12 protein-coding genes and 3 pseudogenes are annotated in these 16,903 nt (G+C 64.7%); 11 read left to right on the top strand and 4 right to left on the bottom strand.

All coding sequences use genetic code 11. The features are described 5' to 3' along the window. Positions 1-23 precede the first annotated feature (23 nt). Positions 24-508, bottom strand: a pseudogene (irr, locus tag BRAD3257_RS03820) (Fur family transcriptional regulator Irr). Positions 509-948: 440 nt separating this feature from the next. Between irr and BRAD3257_RS03815 the strand changes: the two are divergent. The 5 genes and pseudogenes from BRAD3257_RS03815 (at position 949) to BRAD3257_RS03800 (ending at position 4,040) form a co-directional block, all read left to right on the top strand. Then, positions 949-2,499 carry an ABC transporter substrate-binding protein gene (locus BRAD3257_RS03815; RefSeq protein ID WP_122400729.1) on the top strand — a complete coding sequence of 517 codons (1,551 nt, stop codon included), beginning with the start codon at positions 949-951 and terminating at the stop codon, positions 2,497-2,499. 362 nt (positions 2,500-2,861) lie between these two features. Next, a pseudogene (locus tag BRAD3257_RS42110) lies at positions 2,862-3,098 on the top strand (ABC transporter permease subunit); the annotation flags it as partial. Between the two features lie 27 nt (positions 3,099-3,125). Continuing rightward, a pseudogene (locus tag BRAD3257_RS42105) lies at positions 3,126-3,214 on the top strand (ATP-binding cassette domain-containing protein); the annotation flags it as partial. Between the two features lie 443 nt (positions 3,215-3,657). After that, positions 3,658-3,834 carry a hypothetical protein gene (locus BRAD3257_RS40175; protein ID WP_164936878.1) on the top strand — a complete coding sequence of 59 codons (177 nt, stop codon included), beginning with the start codon at positions 3,658-3,660 and terminating at the stop codon, positions 3,832-3,834. Further along, the gene (locus BRAD3257_RS03800; RefSeq protein WP_027573332.1) at positions 3,831-4,040 is read left to right on the top strand and encodes a hypothetical protein; all 210 of its coding nucleotides are present in this window, start codon (positions 3,831-3,833) and stop codon (positions 4,038-4,040) included. Before BRAD3257_RS40175 ends, BRAD3257_RS03800 begins: the two co-directional genes overlap by 4 nt. Before the next feature lie 150 nt (positions 4,041-4,190). On the opposite strand, the gene BRAD3257_RS03795 is transcribed toward BRAD3257_RS03800, so the two are convergent. Beyond that, positions 4,191-4,475, bottom strand: a complete 285-nt coding sequence (locus BRAD3257_RS03795; protein WP_122400728.1) for a hypothetical protein — start codon at positions 4,473-4,475, stop codon at positions 4,191-4,193. Between the two features lie 190 nt (positions 4,476-4,665). On the opposite strand from BRAD3257_RS03795, the gene BRAD3257_RS03790 reads away from it, so the two are divergent. From BRAD3257_RS03790 to BRAD3257_RS03775, 4 genes are all read left to right on the top strand, one after another. Next, positions 4,666-4,986 (top strand): helix-turn-helix domain-containing protein, encoded by a 321-nt coding sequence (locus BRAD3257_RS03790; protein ID WP_122400727.1) that lies wholly within the window; start codon positions 4,666-4,668, stop codon positions 4,984-4,986. A gap of 226 nt (positions 4,987-5,212) precedes the next feature. Continuing rightward, positions 5,213-5,938 (top strand): outer membrane protein, encoded by a 726-nt coding sequence (locus BRAD3257_RS03785; RefSeq protein ID WP_122406356.1) that lies wholly within the window; start codon positions 5,213-5,215, stop codon positions 5,936-5,938. A gap of 160 nt (positions 5,939-6,098) precedes the next feature. Then, positions 6,099-8,255, top strand: coding sequence for a methyl-accepting chemotaxis protein (locus BRAD3257_RS03780; protein WP_122400726.1), 2,157 nt, complete (start codon positions 6,099-6,101; stop codon positions 8,253-8,255). A gap of 137 nt (positions 8,256-8,392) precedes the next feature. Next, on the top strand, positions 8,393-9,454 hold the full coding sequence (locus tag BRAD3257_RS03775; protein WP_122400725.1) for an MBL fold metallo-hydrolase: 1,062 nt from the start codon (positions 8,393-8,395) through the stop codon (positions 9,452-9,454). A 145-nt stretch (positions 9,455-9,599) separates the two neighbouring features. On the opposite strand, the gene aroQ is transcribed toward BRAD3257_RS03775, so the two are convergent. Next, on the bottom strand, positions 9,600-10,031 hold the full coding sequence (gene aroQ / locus BRAD3257_RS03770) for a type II 3-dehydroquinate dehydratase (protein WP_122400724.1): 432 nt from the start codon (positions 10,029-10,031) through the stop codon (positions 9,600-9,602). A gap of 294 nt (positions 10,032-10,325) precedes the next feature. Here aroQ and hemA point away from each other — a divergent pair, with 294 nt between their 5' ends. Both hemA and BRAD3257_RS03760 read left to right on the top strand, forming a co-directional pair. Continuing rightward, positions 10,326-11,555, top strand: a complete 1,230-nt coding sequence (gene hemA / locus BRAD3257_RS03765; protein ID WP_122406355.1) for a 5-aminolevulinate synthase — start codon at positions 10,326-10,328, stop codon at positions 11,553-11,555. A 344-nt stretch (positions 11,556-11,899) separates the two neighbouring features. Further along, the gene (locus BRAD3257_RS03760; protein WP_122400723.1) at positions 11,900-15,409 is read left to right on the top strand and encodes a PAS domain-containing hybrid sensor histidine kinase/response regulator; all 3,510 of its coding nucleotides are present in this window, start codon (positions 11,900-11,902) and stop codon (positions 15,407-15,409) included. Positions 15,410-15,448: 39 nt separating this feature from the next. Here BRAD3257_RS03760 and BRAD3257_RS03755 read toward each other — a convergent pair whose 3' ends face one another. Next, positions 15,449-16,480 (bottom strand): alpha/beta fold hydrolase, encoded by a 1,032-nt coding sequence (locus tag BRAD3257_RS03755; RefSeq protein WP_122400722.1) that lies wholly within the window; start codon positions 16,478-16,480, stop codon positions 15,449-15,451. Positions 16,481-16,903 lie beyond the last annotated feature (423 nt).

The raw sequence follows: 16,903 nt of genomic DNA, 5'->3' as shown, positions 1-16,903 counted from the left end.
GTCCTGGAGGGGGAGGGTAAGCGCTACGCTCGCTTCCGGCGCAAATGGACGATGACGTCCAGCCGCGCGATCTCGTGGCCGGGAAGCGCCTCGGGCACCTTGGTGAAGGCCAGGCGCTCGGCAACGTCGACCAGCACGTCCTCGCCTTCGAGATAGAAATGCGGATGCACGGATGTGTCGGTGTCGAAGAACGACTTGATGCCGTCGGCGGCGATCCGGCGCAGCAGGCCAGCCTCGGTGAACTGGTTCAGGGTGTTGTAGACCGTCGCAAGCGACAGATGCGCGCTGGCCGCAATTGCCTCGGCATAGAGGCTCTCTACGGTGACGTGGCGATGGCCGCCCTGGAACAGCAATTGGCCGAGCGCCAGGCGCTGGCGGGTCGGGCGCAGGCCGGCATTGCTCAGCATTGCAAGCAGTGCTGCACGCCAGGCTCGGACGCTGGATCGAGGCCGGCGACGTCGGGGCCACGATCGTCACCCGCAGGGATGATCGTGCCCTGGATGTCCATCGATCGTCTCACGGCTCAAGGGAACGGGACGCGCAGTGCCGCGTCCGCAGTAGCCATTCGATCGCAAAAGCAGCGGTTCGACTTTGATGCGGATCAAATTGGGCGGCGCAACCGCTTCTGACTGATCGCCGGCCGGCGCGGCCTATTCCCAGCTGGCACGAGAGCGCTCTCATCGGCGGCCCACCGCGACGCTGTGTCGCGACACCGTCATGTCGGCCAGCGACCGACATGACGGATGCCCCGCGACAAGAGGTCAATCCATCAAAACACGACGCGCTGTACATTTTTTGTGCGAACACTGTCGAGACTTTCATCTTGCCGCGCCGAACGAGGCTGTGTGAGCCTCGATGTCGGATGGGGACTGGGATGGACCGGCCGTCGCTTTGCGCGCGAGGACGTGCGGAGTGTTTACGGCCGGTCTCGCTTGAGAAAGATACGACATGCCAAAACGAGTGTTGCTTGGTCTCCTCCTGGCTTGCGGCCTTGCGGCCTCGGCGCTGGCGCAAGAGCCGAAGACGGGGGGCGTGATCAATGCCGTGATCCAGCCCGAGCCGCCCGGCCTGATGCTGGCGATGGTCCAGAACGGCCCGGTGCAGATGGTGTCAGGCAACATCTTCGAGGGACTGCTGCGCTACAGCCCCAAGCTCGACCCGCAGCCGGAACTTGCCGAGAGCTGGAGCGTCAGCGAGGACGCCAAGACCTATACCTTCAAGCTGAGGAAGGGCGTGACCTGGCATGACGGCAAGCCCTTCACCGCCGCCGACGTGCTGTTCTCGATCGAGATGCTGAAGCAGACCCATGCGCGTGCCCGCACCAACTTGGCCCAGCTCGAGAAGGTCGAGACGCCGGACGATTACACGGTGGTGTTCACGCTGAAGCAGCCGTTCGGCCCGTTCCTCGGCATCTTCGAGGTCGGCTCGATGCCGATGGTGCCGAAGCATCTCTATGAAGGCACCGACTGGAAAACCAATCCCTACAACAACGCGCCGGTCGGCACCGGCCCCTTCATGTTCAAGGAATGGCAGAAGGGCTCGTTCATCCGCCTGGTCAAGAACCCGAACTACTACGAGAAGGGCAAGCCCTATCTCGACGAGATTTACTGGCAGATCATCCCCGACGCCGCCGCGCGCTCGGTGGCGTATGAGACCGGCAAGGTCGACGTGTTGCCGGGCGGCTCGGTCGAGAATTTCGACGTGCCGCGGCTGTCCAAGCTGAAGGATACCTGCGTCACCGGTGCTGGCTGGGAGTTCTTCTCGCCGCTGGCCTGGCTGTGGCTGAACAACCGCCAGGGGCCGCTCGCGGACAAGCGGGTGCGGCAGGCGATCATGTATGCGATCGACCGTGACTTCGCCAAGGACGTGATCTGGAACGGGCTCGGCAAGGTCGCCACCGGCCCGTCGGCCTCGACCATCAAGTACTACACCGACGATGTGAAGAAATATCCCTACGATCCGGCCAAGGCCAAGGCGCTGCTGAAGGAGGCCGGCTACAAGGGCGAGAAGATCCGCCTGCTGCCGCTCGCCTATGGCGAGACCTGGCAGCGTTGGGGTGAAGCGGTGAAGCAGAACCTCCAGGACGTCGGCATGACCATCGAGACGATCGCCACCGACGTTGCCGGCGGCAACCAGAAGATCGGCGATTGGGATTACGACATCGCCTTCACCTATCTCTACCAGTACGGCGATCCCGCGCTCGGGGTTGGCCGCAACTATATCTCCGGCAACATCGCGAAGGGGCAGGTCTTCAACAACGTCGAGGGCTATTCCAACCCGGAGATCGACAAGCTGTTCGCCGAGGGCGCGGTCGCGACGCCCGATTCCAAGCGCAAGGAGATCTACGAGAAGGCGCAGAAGATCCTGGTCGAGGACGTGCCGGTGGCCTGGATGCTCGAGCTGCAATTCCCGACCATCATGCGCTGCAAGGTCAAGAACCTGATCACCACGGGGATCGGGGTCAATGACGGCTTCAAGGACGCATGGCTCGACAAGTGAGGGATTCCATGCGACGCCGCGGCAGATCTCTGCTGCGGTGTCGTTCCAAGATACCGGCTGCTTCACGATGAAACCGTATCGAGACGCTGAGGCATCGGCGGTGCCCACCTCTCCCATAGGGAGAGGTCGGATCGCATCGCCAGATGCGATCCGGGTGAGGGTTACGCTCTCTCGTGGAACCTGATCCCCCTCACCTGCGCCTTCGGCGCGACCTCTCCTCGTTGGGGCCCCCGTTGGGGAGAGGTGTCCTTCGCGGCAAGACCGCCTCAACCAACTAGCGTACGAGTCTAGATGCTCTCCTTCGTCGCTCAGCGTGTGCTGAAGGGCGTGATCGTCCTGTTCGCGATCGTCGTTCTCAACTCCTCACCGGCCTTGCCCACGCGGTCGACGTCGCAAAACACCTGATCATGCCGGCGATGACGCTCGGCCTGTTCTTCATGGCGACCTACACCCGTATGACGCGCGCCTCGATGCTGGAGGTGAAGCGGCTCGACTTCGTCAAGACGGCGCGTGCGAAAGGTCTTTCCGACGCCGTGATCCAGCGCCGCGACGTGTTCGCCGGCATGATTTTTGGCGCGCGCGTGTCGCTACTCGTTGGCCTTGTATCGACCCTGATCGCGCTGCTTGCCGCGCGCGCGGTCAACTTCAACATCTCAAAGGCGAGACGCTTGGCCTGGTCGGCGAATCCGGCTCCGGCAAATCGTCGGTGGCGCGCCGCCGCGCCCGAGCACGCCTATACGCGCGAGCTGCTCGCGGCAGTGCCGGGACGGAAGGAGCAGGTGGCCTGAGGCGGCTTGTCGTCGTTCATCGATCTTCGTGATGGTTCCAAAACTTGCTCGCTGCGCGCAACGAAACATATTCGATCGAGCAGCATTTGCTTTCGTAAGACTATCCTTGCTGATTTTTGCAAGGGATAAGTTGAGGCCAGCAATCGTTCGATTGCCGCCTGGAGCCGTACAGGGAACGTGACGTGGTGGACAGCCTTGCAACCCAGCGCATGAGCCACACCGGGACATTCGGTTCCGGGAGCTCGGTCACGTGCTTTTTATCCGGTCGTGACCGGCCCCGACGCTTCAAAGCCGAAGGCGACACCATAGATGACGATTGAATGATTGACGTCATCTGATGACGGACCACCCACTGATAGTCGGAGCCAACATGGGCGAAGTTATTCGGTTTGTCTCGAAATCCGAGCGCGAGCGAGCCCGCCTCATCAAGGAGGCACGCGCGATCTACGACAGCATCTTCCCGCCGGCCGATGCGGCCAACGAGGGGCAGGACGAGCCGACGATCGGCCGCGCATTCATCGGCCGCGACGGGGGTAACCTGTCGTGATCAAAATCATCGCCGTGCTCTGCAGCCTCGCCTCTCCCTCCAATTGCCACGAGCAGCTCGTCACCAGCTCGGATTTTGCGCAGGTCTCGGTGCAGTCCTGCTTGATGGGCGCGCCGCAGCTCGCCGAATGGATGAACCAGCACCCGGCCGAGCGCCTGGCGGCATGGCGCTGCGTGATCGGTCAACAGACCGGCCGCGGAATTTAGCAGCGGACGCCCAGTTTCGATGGGATGCTTCGCGCCGATCGCGACGATGCTGTCGGTCACCACATTGCTGATTGCGCTTTATCTGCTCTCCGGATCGGTGAGCGGCACGCGTCGATCCGGAGAGCGGCGTCCACGTCGCCGAAGCGCCCTCTATCTCGTGGTGTTGCTCCAGGTGGGGACCGCGTTAGTCACGCCGACCGAAGGCCAATTGTACGAGCCGATCGACGGCGCGGTAACGGTGCCGACCGTCTGTCCGGATGACCCGTAGGGCCCCGTTGGCTGCGTGGCCGGCACGCCGACACCGCCATAGGTCGGCGCCACCACACCGGTGCTGTAATGCCGGCTCGACCGGACCTTCTTTGCTTCAGCCGCGAAAGGCGTAGCAAGCAGTCCGGTCGTGACGAGCGCGGCGATCGCGAGTCTGATGGTTCTCATGGCTGATCCTTTCGCCCGGTGCGCCCCGTCATGCCAAGTGTTCACTCATAGGGAAATTTCCACAGGTCTCCATTCATAACTCCGTGCGCGGGCGAAGGTGCCGGAGCGCGGGCACGCAACTGCCGCCTTCGGACGGACCCGAATCAGCGCTACTGCGTTGCGTTCCGTGATTTCCCTGGACGCAAACAGCATGACCGGCGCCGAACTGAAGCAGCTTCGCAACGATCTCTCCGATGCCCTCGAGCGCGAGCTCACTGCAGCCGACATGGCCAGGCTGTGCGGATTGCCGGAGAGAGGCGGCGCCGACACCATCCGGCGCTGGGAGGTCAGCGGTCCCTCGCCGGAGGCGACCAAGATACTGCGCGTGCTCGCGATGGCGAGCGAGCGCTATCCGATCCTGGAGAAGTTCGACATCTTCGATCGTCATGACGTCCGCGAGGAAGACCGGCCCGCGAAGCGCGCGGCCTTTCGCGCGCAGATGCGCGATGAGGCGCGGCGGCGTCTCGGTTAACAAGAGGTGCGCACAAGTTACCTGTCACGCGCGAAGTTAAGCCTTCCTTCAGCACTTCTTAAGCCGGCATTAAGCACGAAAATCGTTTGCGCCCCAATAAGTTGGGTTGGCTCTCGCTGCGCCACGGATGTGACAGCATTTTCGTCAAAAGCGAGCTATCTGCAAAACCAACGACGGCGCGAAACAGCGCGCCTGCCGGGGACATAAAGTGTTGGAGTTCAAGACCATGAAGAAGTTTCTGTTTGCGACCGTTGCGCTGCTCGCGCTGGGTGCGGCTGCGCCGGCCGTCGGCGCCGATCTCGGCGCGCGCAATTATTACAAGTCTCCGGCCCCGGCCTATGCGGCACCGATCTACAACTGGACCGGCTTCTATCTCGGCGCCCATGTCGGCGGCGCGTTCTCCAGCGACAACAATTTCAACGGCCTCTCCACCGGCAACAATGGCAACGGCCGCTTCCTCGGTGGCGTGCAGGTCGGTGCTGACTGGCAGCTCAACCCGAACTTCGTGGTCGGCGTCGAAGGCCAGTATTCCTGGCTCTCCGGCAGCGTCGGCGCGGTGTTCCCGGGCGGCGTCGCCTACACCAACGATCAGCGCGGCCTCGGCTCGATCACCGGCCGCGTCGGCTATACCTGGGGTCCCGGCCTGCTCTATGTGAAGGGTGGCTACGCCTATTCGGACAACAACGAGAAGGTGACCGTCGGCGGCGTTCCGACCGGCTTCATCATCGATGGCGATCACCGCAACGGCTACACCCTCGGCGCCGGCCTGGAATACATGTTCGCCCCGAACTGGTCGGCCAAGGCCGAGTACCAGTACTACAATTTCGGCGACGCGCACTTCACCGCGGGCCCGCTGGCCGGCACCGGCAACTTCACCACCGACGACCATACCTTCAAGGCGGGCGTCAACTACCGCTTCAACTGGGCAAGCCCGGCTGTGGCGCGCTACTGATCGGTTATCAAAACCTTATCGCGCTGAAGGGCCGGCCTCGTTGCCGGCCCTTCTTTTTTCGCCCTGCGGAACATGCGCAACCAATTGCGCCAATTGCGATTTTTTAACCGGTGCTGCCGATACTGCCGCCCACAAACAAAAGAACATTGGGGGAATTTCGATGGCGATCCGTCTGGGCCTTGGCGGCTTCCTTGGCCGTTTCCGTCCTCGTTTCAAAATGCCGAAATGGGGCGTGCGCGGCAGCCTGTTCGCGGCCTTCGCGGTGATCGCAGGCATGGGCCTCGTGATCGCGGCCGGCGCTGGCCTCGCGCTGCAGAATCTCGGCGGACGCATGACCGAACTCAGCGGGCGGGACATTCCACGCCTTTCCGCCAGCCTGCAATTGTCGGCACTGAGCGCGAGCCTTGCGGCGCAGGGACCAGCCCTGCTTGCGGCGCAAAGCGAGGACGCCCTGAATGAACGCACCAAGAAGCTCAGGGAATTGCAGGAGCAGACGCAGCAGAAGCTCAACGAGATCATCGAGCTCGGCGCCGACAAGAGCGTCGTCTCCGGCCTCAGCGACACCATGAAGAGCATCAACGAGGCGGCTCAGAGCCTGGCGAAGGCCGCCCGCGAACGGCTCGATATCGCGGCGCTCCATGATAAGCAATATGACGCGCTTCGCAGTGCGCAGGGCGCGTTCGTCGGCGCCGCGAGTCCGGCGATGCTGGACGCGCAGACCCGCGTCAACGCCATTCTCGGTTCGGCCGACATGTCAGCCGCGGATGCAACCGACGCCGCGCAGACCGTCGGTCAGCTCGGCAACGTCGTCGCCAGCGGCAATCTCGCTGCCGCCGACATGAGCGCGGCGCTGTCGGCCAGCACGAGCGACAAGCTCGACGACATCCAGAAGGAATTCAAGACGGCACAGGGACGCCTGCGCTCGAACCTCGATCTGCTGCCGGACAACCAGGGCAACAAGATGCTGCGCGAGACGGCGGAGAAGCTGCTCGCACTCGGCACCGGCAAGACCGGCGTGTTCAATCTGCGCGAGAAGGAGCTCGACTCCATCGACTACGGTCAGACCATCCTGGACGAGACCCGCAAGCTCAATGTCGGCCTCGGCATCAGCGTGCAGCAGCTCGTCGAAGGCGTGCAGAAGGAGACCAACGCCTCGACCTTCGCGGCGCGGCAGGAGATTTCGCTCGCGACGTCAGTCATGCTGGCGCTGGGCGCGTTGATGCTGGTCGGCTCGGCGCTGTTCGTCTGGCTCTATGTCGGCCGCAACATCCTGCGCCGGATCGGCGCCTTGCATCAATCGATGCAGCTGCTGGCGAACGGCGATCTCGAAACCGAGATCTACCGCTCGAAGAACCACAACGACGAAATCTCGGTGATGGCGAACACGCTGCAAGTGTTCCGGGAAAGCATGATCGAGACCCGCGCACTGACGAACGCGCAGGACAAGGACCGGATCGCCAAGGCCGAGCGTGCCGCGCGCATGGAGGCGAAGATCGCCGAATTCGAAAGCACGGTGCGCTCCGCGCTCGACAATCTGGCGCAATCGGCCAATTCGATGCAATCGACCGCGCAGAGCATGTCGAACACTGCCGACCAGTCCAGCGCGCTGGTGAACGCGGTCGCCTCCGCGGCGGAGGAAACCTCGGTCAACGTGCAGACCGTGTCGGCCGGCACCGAGCAGCTGTCCTCCTCGATCCAGGAGATCAGCCGCCAGGTGGTCACCTCGGCCGAGATCGCCAAGAAAGCCGTCGATGAAGCGGGATCGACAGATGCCACCGTACAGAGCCTTGCCGACAGCGCGAGCCGCATCAGCGTCGTGGTCGACCTGATCCAGACCATTGCCTCGCAGACCAATCTGCTCGCGCTCAACGCCACCATCGAGGCGGCGCGCGCGGGCGAAGCCGGCCGCGGCTTCGCGGTGGTCGCCTCCGAGGTGAAGAGCCTGGCGAGCCAGACCGCCAAGGCGACGGAAGAGATCCGCACCCAGATTTCCAGCATGCAGGAGATCACGAGCTCCGCGGTCGGCGCCATCCAGGGGATCGGCCGGATCATCGGCGAGATCAACGACGTCACCACGACGATCGCCGCCGCAGTCGAGGAGCAGGGCGCCGCCACGCGCGAAATCGCCCGCAACATCCAGCATGCCGCCGGCGGCACCAGCGAAGTCTCCAGCAACATCATCGGCGTCTCCACCGCGTCCGCCGAAGCCGGCGCTGCGGCCAGCGAGGTGCTGAACGCCTCTGACGCGCTCAGGCGCGAGGCCGATATGCTGCGCGGGGAGATCGATGCATTCCTCAACGACATGCGGGCGGCGTAGGGACGCCGGCCCGTAGCCTGGATGAAGCTGCGCGCAATCCGGGCTACGGAAAACGGCCGGTATGCCGGCCATGCGGAGTAGCATGGCCCGTCCTTTTTCGGCTGGCGCCCCGCGCGCGCTGGGTTTAAGCGGGTAGCATGAGCTCAAAAACCGACACCGCACAGTCCTCGGCCGAGGCCCTGCGCTACCCCTGGGAACAGCACCCCGGCCCCGAACAGATCGTCGAGGTCAGGCCCGGCGTGTTATGGGCCCGGTTGAAGCTGCCGTTCCGCCTCAACCACGTGAACATCTACCTGCTCGCCGATGGCGACGGCTACGCGATGATCGATGCCGGATTCGGCAACGAGGAGACGATCGAAGCCTGGACCAAGCTGTTCGATGGACCGCTGAAGGGCGTCAACATCACGCGCCTGATCGTCACTCACTCGCACCCTGATCATGTCGGTCTCGCGGGGTGGATCGTCGAGCGTTTCAATTGCCCGCTGGTGATGTCGCAGGTCGAATATCTGCAATCGGTCTATCACCAGAACCGCGGCACCGAGGAGCGGCGCGAGGCGCAGCGGCTGTTCTTCCGCCGCCACGGCATGGACGAGTCGCTCACCGAAAAGCTGCTCGGCCGCGGCCAGGACTATCTCAAGCGCGTCTCGGTGCTGCCGCCGTCCTACCGCCGCATCTCGCATGGCGACGACGTCGTGATCGGCACGCGCCGCTTCAAGGTGATCACCGGCGGCGGCCACGCACTCGATCAGGTGATGCTGTATTGCGCCGACGACAAGCTGTTCCTCTCCGCCGACCAGGTGCTGAGCAAGATCTCGCCGAATGTCAGCGTCTGGGCGGTCGAGCCCGACCAGAACTCGCTCGGCGAATATCTGGCCTCGCTCGCCAGCCTCACCACGACACTTCCCTATGACGTGCTGGTGCTGCCCGGTCATGGCGTGCCGTTCTACGGGTTGAAGACCCGCATCAAGCAGCTCGCCGACCACCACGAGGAGCGCTGCCGCCTGATCGCGGAAGCCTGCCGCGAGGTGCCGCAAACCTCGCGAGCACTGGTGCCTGTCGTGTTCAACAAGCACGTGCTGGACGAGCACCAGATGGGTTTTGCCGCCGGCGAGCTGGTCGCCCATGTCAACTACATGATCGTCGAGGGCCGGCTGACGGCCGAGATGCAGGACGGCGTGTTGCAGTTTCGGACGACGTGAGTCTTGTCTTCGCCTCGCCTGCGGGAAGAGGCCGACACGCGAAGCGTGGCGGCGCGAGTCCAATTCTCACCGTCTCCGCGGAGAGCCCCTCACCCCAACCTCCCGCAAGCGGGGCGAGGGAGCGCACCGCCGCCGCGGCAGCATCTCACTTCATATTCGCGATCGCGTGCAGTGCCGCGATGTAGCCGAACGGTCCCAGCCCGCAGATCACACCGGTTGCCACGAACGAGATCTTCGAGTGGCGGTGATATTCGTCGCGGGCGTGGATGTTGGAGATGTGAACCTCCAGCACCGGGCCCTCGAATGTCTTGATCGCGTCCATGATCGCGACCGAGGTGAAGGAGAAGCCGGCCGGGTTGATGACGATGGCATCGGCGTCCTGCCGCGCCGACTGGATCAGATCGACGAGCACGCCCTCATGGTTGGACTGGTGGAAGGCAAGCTTGAGGCCGAGCTTGGCGGCGGCCTCCCCGCAGCTCGCGTTGACCTCCGCGAGCGTCGTCGTGCCGTAGATGTGCGGCTCGCGGATGCCGAGCATGTTGAGGTTGGGACCGTTGAGGATCATCACACGTTTCATCGGGGCTTCCTTTCGAATGGGTCCGCGTCGGCGCGACCGGCTCGGCAATCATGGACGGCAGCCGCGCCATGGACAAATTGTCCACGGCAGCCCCTGCCTGGCCCTGGCAACTCCGGTCCGGACGGCAGGCCCGTGTTAGGCGCTTGATCCACATCAACAATCGCCGCCGGACCGGCGTTATCAATTGGCCCGCTCGCCTTGCTTCGAATGTGCGCAGGCGCATGGACATTGGAGCTGGAAAAGCTCTAAAAATGAACGGCCGCCTTGGACCAGGTTCCGCAGCAGGTTTTGCCGATGGATTACAACCAGTTCTTCGATACCGCCCTCGACCGTCTCCACACCGAGCGGCGCTACCGCGTGTTCGCCGACCTCGAACGCACGGCCGGCCGGTTCCCGCACGCGGTCTGGCACTCCCCCAAGGGCAAGCGCGACGTCGTGATCTGGTGCTCCAACGACTATCTCGGCATGGGCCAGCACCCGAAGGTGGTCGGCGCCATGGTCGAGACCGCAACGCGCGTCGGCACCGGCGCCGGCGGTACCCGCAACATCGCCGGCACGCATCATCCGCTGGTCCAGCTCGAAGCCGAGCTCGCCGATCTCCACGGCAAGGAGGCCGCGCTGCTGTTCACCTCGGGCTATGTCTCGAACCAGACCGGCATCCCGACCATCGCAAAGCTCATTCCGAACTGCCTGATTCTGTCGGACGAGCTCAACCACAATTCGATGATCGAGGGCATCCGCCAGTCCGGCTGCGAGCGCGTCGTGTTCCGCCACAACGACGTTGCGCATCTCGAGGAGCTGTTGAAAGCGGCCGGCCCCAATCGGCCGAAGCTGATCGTCTGCGAGAGCCTCTATTCCATGGACGGCGACGTCGCGCCGCTCGCCAAGATCTGCGATCTCGCCGAGACCTATGGGGCGATGACCTATGTCGACGAAGTCCACGCCGTCGGCATGTACGGCCCGCGCGGCGGCGGCATCGCCGAGCGCGACGGTGTGATGCATCGCATCGACATTCTCGAGGGCACGCTCGCCAAGGCGTTCGGCTGTCTCGGCGGCTACATCGCGGCCAACGGCCAGATCATCGACGCCGTGCGCTCCTATGCACCGGGCTTCATCTTCACCACCGCGCTGCCGCCGGCGGTCTGCTCGGCCGCAACCGCCGCGATCAAGCACCTGAAGACGTCGAGCTGGGAACGCGAGCACCACCAGGACCGCGCCGCCCGTGTCAAGGCGATCCTCAATGCCGCCGGCCTGCCGGTGATGTCGAGCGACACCCACATCGTGCCGCTGTTCGTCGGCGATCCCGAGAAGTGCAAGCAGGCCTCCGACCTCCTGCTCGAAGAGCACGGGATCTACATCCAGCCGATCAATTATCCGACCGTCGCCAAGGGCACCGAGCGCCTGCGCATCACGCCCTCGCCCTATCACGACGACGGCCTGATCGATCAACTCGCCGAAGCTCTCCTGCAGGTGTGGGACCGCCTCGGCCTGCCGCTGCGCGAGAAGTCGCTGGCCGCGGAGTAGGCCCTTTCCATCCTCCCCTGGAGGGTCCGAGACGAGCGTAGCTCGCTCGTGGGTCGGCTCACATTGAGCACAGCGAAATGTGAGACGGGGTGGGGTGACAGTCTCTCCACGTCCAACGGTGCCCGAGTGGAGAGATCACCCCACCCCGCTCGCGCTGCGCGCGATCGACCCTTCCCCTCCAGGGGAGGGTAAGTGCCAGCGCGCGTCCCGCCTTGCCTTAACGACACCCGCAGTTCCCGCTTGCGCCGGGCATTTCGCTGTCGCTTGCGTCGGCTCAACGCGCTAGATTTGCTGGGAAAATGAGCTCGGGCGCCGCCGGCGCTCAGGGAGAGAGCCCCCGACCCATGCTGCACGACTGGGGCGTGATCGCCGCCGCTTTCGGCTATATCGGCTTCCTGTTCCTGGTGGCGAGCCATGGCGACCGCCGCTCGCCGGCGGGGCGCGGCCGCGCCTCCGGGCTGATCTATCCGCTGTCGCTGGCGATCTACTGCACCTCGTGGACCTTCTTCGGCTCGGTCGGTTTCGCCACCCGCGCCTCGACCGACTTCCTGGCGATCTATGTCGGCCCGATCCTGATGATCGGGCTTGGCGCCGGCGTGCTCCGGCGCGTGATCCAGCTTGCCAAAGCCCACAACATCACCTCGATCGCCGACTTCATCGGGGCCCGCTACGGCAAGAGCCAGGCGGTGGCGGCGACGGTCGCGCTGATCGCGATCATCGGCTCGGTGCCCTATATCGCGCTCCAGCTCAAGGCGGTGGCCTCCTCGCTCGGCACGATCCTGAGCGAAGACCAGGCCTTCTCCCACATCCCGATCCTCGGCGACATGGCGCTGATGGTGACGCTGACGATGGCGGCCTTCGCGGTCCTGTTCGGCACGCGGCAGACCGATGCCACCGAGCACCAGCACGGGCTGATGCTGGCGGTCGCGACCGAATCCATCGTCAAGCTCGTTGCCTTCCTCACCGCCGGCATCTTCGTCACCTTCTGGATGTTCTCGCCGCACGAGTTGATCGAGCGCGCGATGAAGACACCGGAAGCGGTGCGCGCCATCGAATACTCGCCGTCGATCGGCAACTTCCTGACCATGACGCTGCTGTCGCTGTGCGCCATCATGCTGCTGCCGCGCCAATTCCACGTCAGCGTGGTGGAAAATTCGTGCGACGCCGAGGTCAGCCGGGCGCGCTGGCTGTTCCCGCTCTATCTCGTCGCCATCAATGTGTTCGTGATCCCGATTGCGCTCGCCGGGCTCGTGACCTTCCCGTTCGGCGCGGTCGATCCTGATATGTACGTGCTGGCGCTGCCGATGGACGGCGGCGCGGGACTTCTCAGCGTCGCCGTTTTCGTCGGCGGCCTGTCGGCGGCGACTGCGATGGTGATCGTCGAATGCGTCGCGCTCTCCATCATGGTCTCGAACGACCTCGTCGTGCCCCTGGTCCTGCAACGGCGGCCCGAAGGCCGCACCGGGGCCACCGGTTTCGGCGACTTCCTGCTGCGCTCGCGGCGGCTTGCCATCTTCGCCATCATGGTGATGGCCTATTTCTACTATCGCGCGCTCGGCAACGCCCAGCTCGCGGCGATCGGCCTGCTCTCCTTTGCCGCCATCGCACAGCTCGCCCCCAGTTTCTTCGGCGGCCTGTTGTGGCGGCGCGCGACCGCGCGCGGCGCCATCGGCGGCATGCTGGTCGGTTTTGCGGTCTGGCTCTACACGCTCTTCATCCCGAGCTTCATGGATTCGTCGACATCGGGGATCCTGCTGCTCCAGCATGGTCCGTTCGGGATCGAGGCGCTGCGGCCGCAGGCGCTGTTCGGCGCTGACCTGCCGCCGCTGATGCACGGCGTGGTCTGGTCGCTCTCGCTCAACATTCTCACCTATGTGCTGCTGTCGCTGGCGCGACGGCCGTCCTCGATCGAACTGGTGCAGGCCGACCTGTTCGTGCCCAACACGCTGGCGCCGATCACGCCCAGCTTTCGTCGCTGGCGCACCACCGTCACGGTGCAGGACATCCAGACCACCGTGGCGCAATATCTCGGCCCCGATCGCGCGCGGCAATCGTTCGAGGCCTTCTCGGCCCACCGCAATATGCGTCTGGAAGCCGGAGCACCCGCCGATTTCGAGCTGCTCCAGCACGCGGAACACCTGATCGCCTCCTCGATCGGCGCGGCGTCCTCGCGCCTCGTGATGTCGCTGCTCTTGCGCAAGCGGACGGTCTCCGCCAAGGCCGCGCTGAAACTGCTCGACGATTCCCACGCGGCGCTGCATTTCAACCGCGAGATCCTCCAGACTGCGCTCAACCATGTGCGCCAGGGCATCGCGGTATTCGACGCCGACCTGCAACTGATCTGCTCCAACCGGCAATTCGGCGATCTCCTCAACGTGCCCCCGCATTTCATCCAGTTCGGCACCCCGCTGCGCGAGATCCTGGAATTCATGGGCGTGAGCGATCCGGCCGATGAGAGTGGTCGCGAGGCGATGATCGAGCAGCGGCTCGTGGCCTACACCACCGACGGCGAGCCTTATCTCGAACGCCTGCCGGAACGCCACATGGTGATCGAGGTGCTCACCAACCGCATGCCCGGCGGCGGCTTCGTCATCACCTTCACCGACGTCACGCCCACCTTCGAGGCCGCGGAAGCGCTGGAGCGCGCCAATGCGACGCTGGAGAAGCGCGTGCGCGACCGCACCGAGGAGCTGACGCGGCTGAACTCGGAGTTGGCCCTGGCCAAGAGCGCGGCGGAAGACGCCAGCATCTCCAAGACCCGCTTCCTCGCCGCTGCCAGCCACGACATCCTCCAGCCGCTGAATGCGGCGCGGCTCTATGTCACCAGCCTGGTCGAGCGCCAGCACAATGGCGAAGAGACGCGGCTGGTCGAGAACATCGACGAATCCCTGCAGGCCATCGAGGAGATCCTCGGCGCGCTGCTCGACATCTCCAGGCTCGATGCCGGCGCGATGACGACCTCGATCTCGAGCTTCAAGATGGCCGATCTGATGCGCTCGCTGGAGATCGAGTTCGCGCCGATCGCGCGCGCCAAGGGCCTGGAACTCGCCTTCGTGCCCTGCTCGCTCCCGGTCAAGTCGGACCGACTGCTGCTCCGGCGGCTGCTCCAGAACCTGATCTCGAACGCGATCAAATACACCCCGCGCGGGCGCGTGCTGGTCGGCTGCCGCCGCCGCGGCGCCTCGCTCAAGATCTCCGTCTACGACACCGGCGTCGGCATTCCCGCGGTCAAGCGCGGCGAGATCTTCAAGGAATTCCATCGCCTCGAGCAGGGCGCGCGGATCGCTCGCGGGCTGGGACTCGGCCTCTCGATCGTCGAACGGCTGGCGCGCGTGCTCAACCACGGCATCGCCATCGACGCCAATAGAAGCGGCGGCTCGGTGTTCTCCGTGACGGTGCCGACGGCGAAGGCGGTCACCCACACTGCCGCCGTGACCAGTGCGACCCCGCTGGCGCGCACGCCGATCGCGGGCGCGCTGATCGTCTGCATCGAGAACGATGCGGCGATCCTCGACGGCATGCGCACGCTCTTGAAGGCGTGGGACGCCGAGGTGATCGCCGTCGCCGATCCCGAAGGCGCGATCGCCGCAATCGAAGCAGCCGGAAGGCGCGTCACCGGACTCTTGGTCGACTATCACCTCGATCGCGGCAACGGCATCGCCGCCATCCGCGAGATCCGGCGCCGCTTCGGCGACGCAATCCCCGCGATCCTGATCACCGCCGACCGCAGCCCCGCCGTGCAGGTCGCCGCGCGTGACGAGAAGATCGCGGTGCTCAACAAGCCGGTGAAGCCGGCCTCGCTCCGCGCCCTGCTCGGACAATGGCGCACGCAGCAGATGGTGGCGGCGGAGTAATCGGCCCCGGCCGCACCGAACGGAGGTCTTGAAACATCGTCAGGCGCCTTCGCCGATATCGATGACGGCCTTGGCAAAGGCCTGCGGTGCTTCCTGCGGCAGGTTATGACCGATGCCGCCGGTGATCAGGCGAAACTCGTACCGGCCCGAGAACTTCTTGGCATAGGCGCTCGGCTCGGGATGCGGCGCTCCGTTGGCGTCGCCTTCCATCGTGATCGTCGGCACCGCGATCTGCGGAGCTGCGGCCAGCTTCTTTTCGAGCTCCTCATACTTCGCCTCGCCCTGGGCGAGCCCGAGCCGCCAGCGGTAATTGTGGATCGTGATCGCGACGTGATCCCCGTTGTCGAGCGCCGCCGCGCTGCGGTTGAAGGTGGCGTCGTCGAACTTCCACTGCGGCGAGGCGAGCTTCCAGATCAGCTTGGCGAAATCGTGCGTGTACTTCTCGTAACCGGCGCGGCCGCGGTCGGTCGCGAAATAGAACTGGTACCACCATTGCAGTTCGGCCGATGGCGGCAACGGGGCGCCGCCGGCGGCCTGGCTGGAAATCAGATAGCCGCTGACCGACACCAGCGCGCGGCAGCGATCCGGCCACAGCGCGGCAATGATGTCGGCGGTGCGCGCGCCCCAGTCGAAGCCGGCGACGACGGCCTTCTTGATGTCGAGCTTGTCCATCAGCGCGATGATGTCGGCGGCCATCGCCGCAGGCTCTCCGTTGCGCGGCGTTTCGCTGGAGAGAAAACGCGTCGTGCCGTAGCCGCGCAGGTAAGGAATGATCACGCGATAGCCGGCCTTGGCGAGGATCGGCGCGACATCGACGAAGGCGTGAATGTCGTAGGGCCAGCCGTGCAGCAGGATCGCCACCGGACCGTTCGACGGGCCGGCTTCCGCATAGCCGACATTGAGGACACCGGCGTCGATCTGCTTGATCGGGCCGAAGGAGGCATTCGATGGGGACGGCCGCTGTGCCACCGTCTCGGCGCGCGCGAGGTCGATCGCGCCGAGGCCGACGGCGGCGGTTCCGGCTGCGATGCCGAGGAATCGGCGGCGATGCTGGTCGATCATCTGTTTCATGGTCGTGGTCCTTTGATCGTGTCGTTACGCAACTGACTATCAGCGTGTTACGCAGGGCGCCCGTTTGGACTTGTGAGAAGTTGTGAGGCGGGCATGAAGCCGCTTGCCAGCATCTGCAAGCGTGGCCTGCTCAGGGCTATGGGAACGCGGGTCAACGCACGCCCGCGAGGCAATCCAGAATCCCTCCGCGGGAAGATTCTGGATTGCTTCCATGCGTCCATCGCAGCCCCGATCCGCGGCTCGTGACGACGTACGACCGCCCCCTTCGCCGGATCAGGATGGGCGACACATACGATAAATCCGAATTTCGATAAAGCAGAATATTTTGCTGCAGGCTGATTGACCCAACGGCGGCGCAAGAGCGGCCACCGTCGGACTTCCGGGTTGGGCCGATACTGTCGAAAAAGGGCTTGAGGAGCCGAG

The sequence above is a fragment of the Bradyrhizobium vignae genome (genome assembly GCF_900324035.1).
GTDB classification, from domain to species: Bacteria; Pseudomonadota; Alphaproteobacteria; order Rhizobiales; family Xanthobacteraceae; genus Bradyrhizobium; species Bradyrhizobium vignae.
Note: the sequence above shows the minus strand (reverse complement) of the source record. Positions and strands in the feature narration are given on the sequence as shown.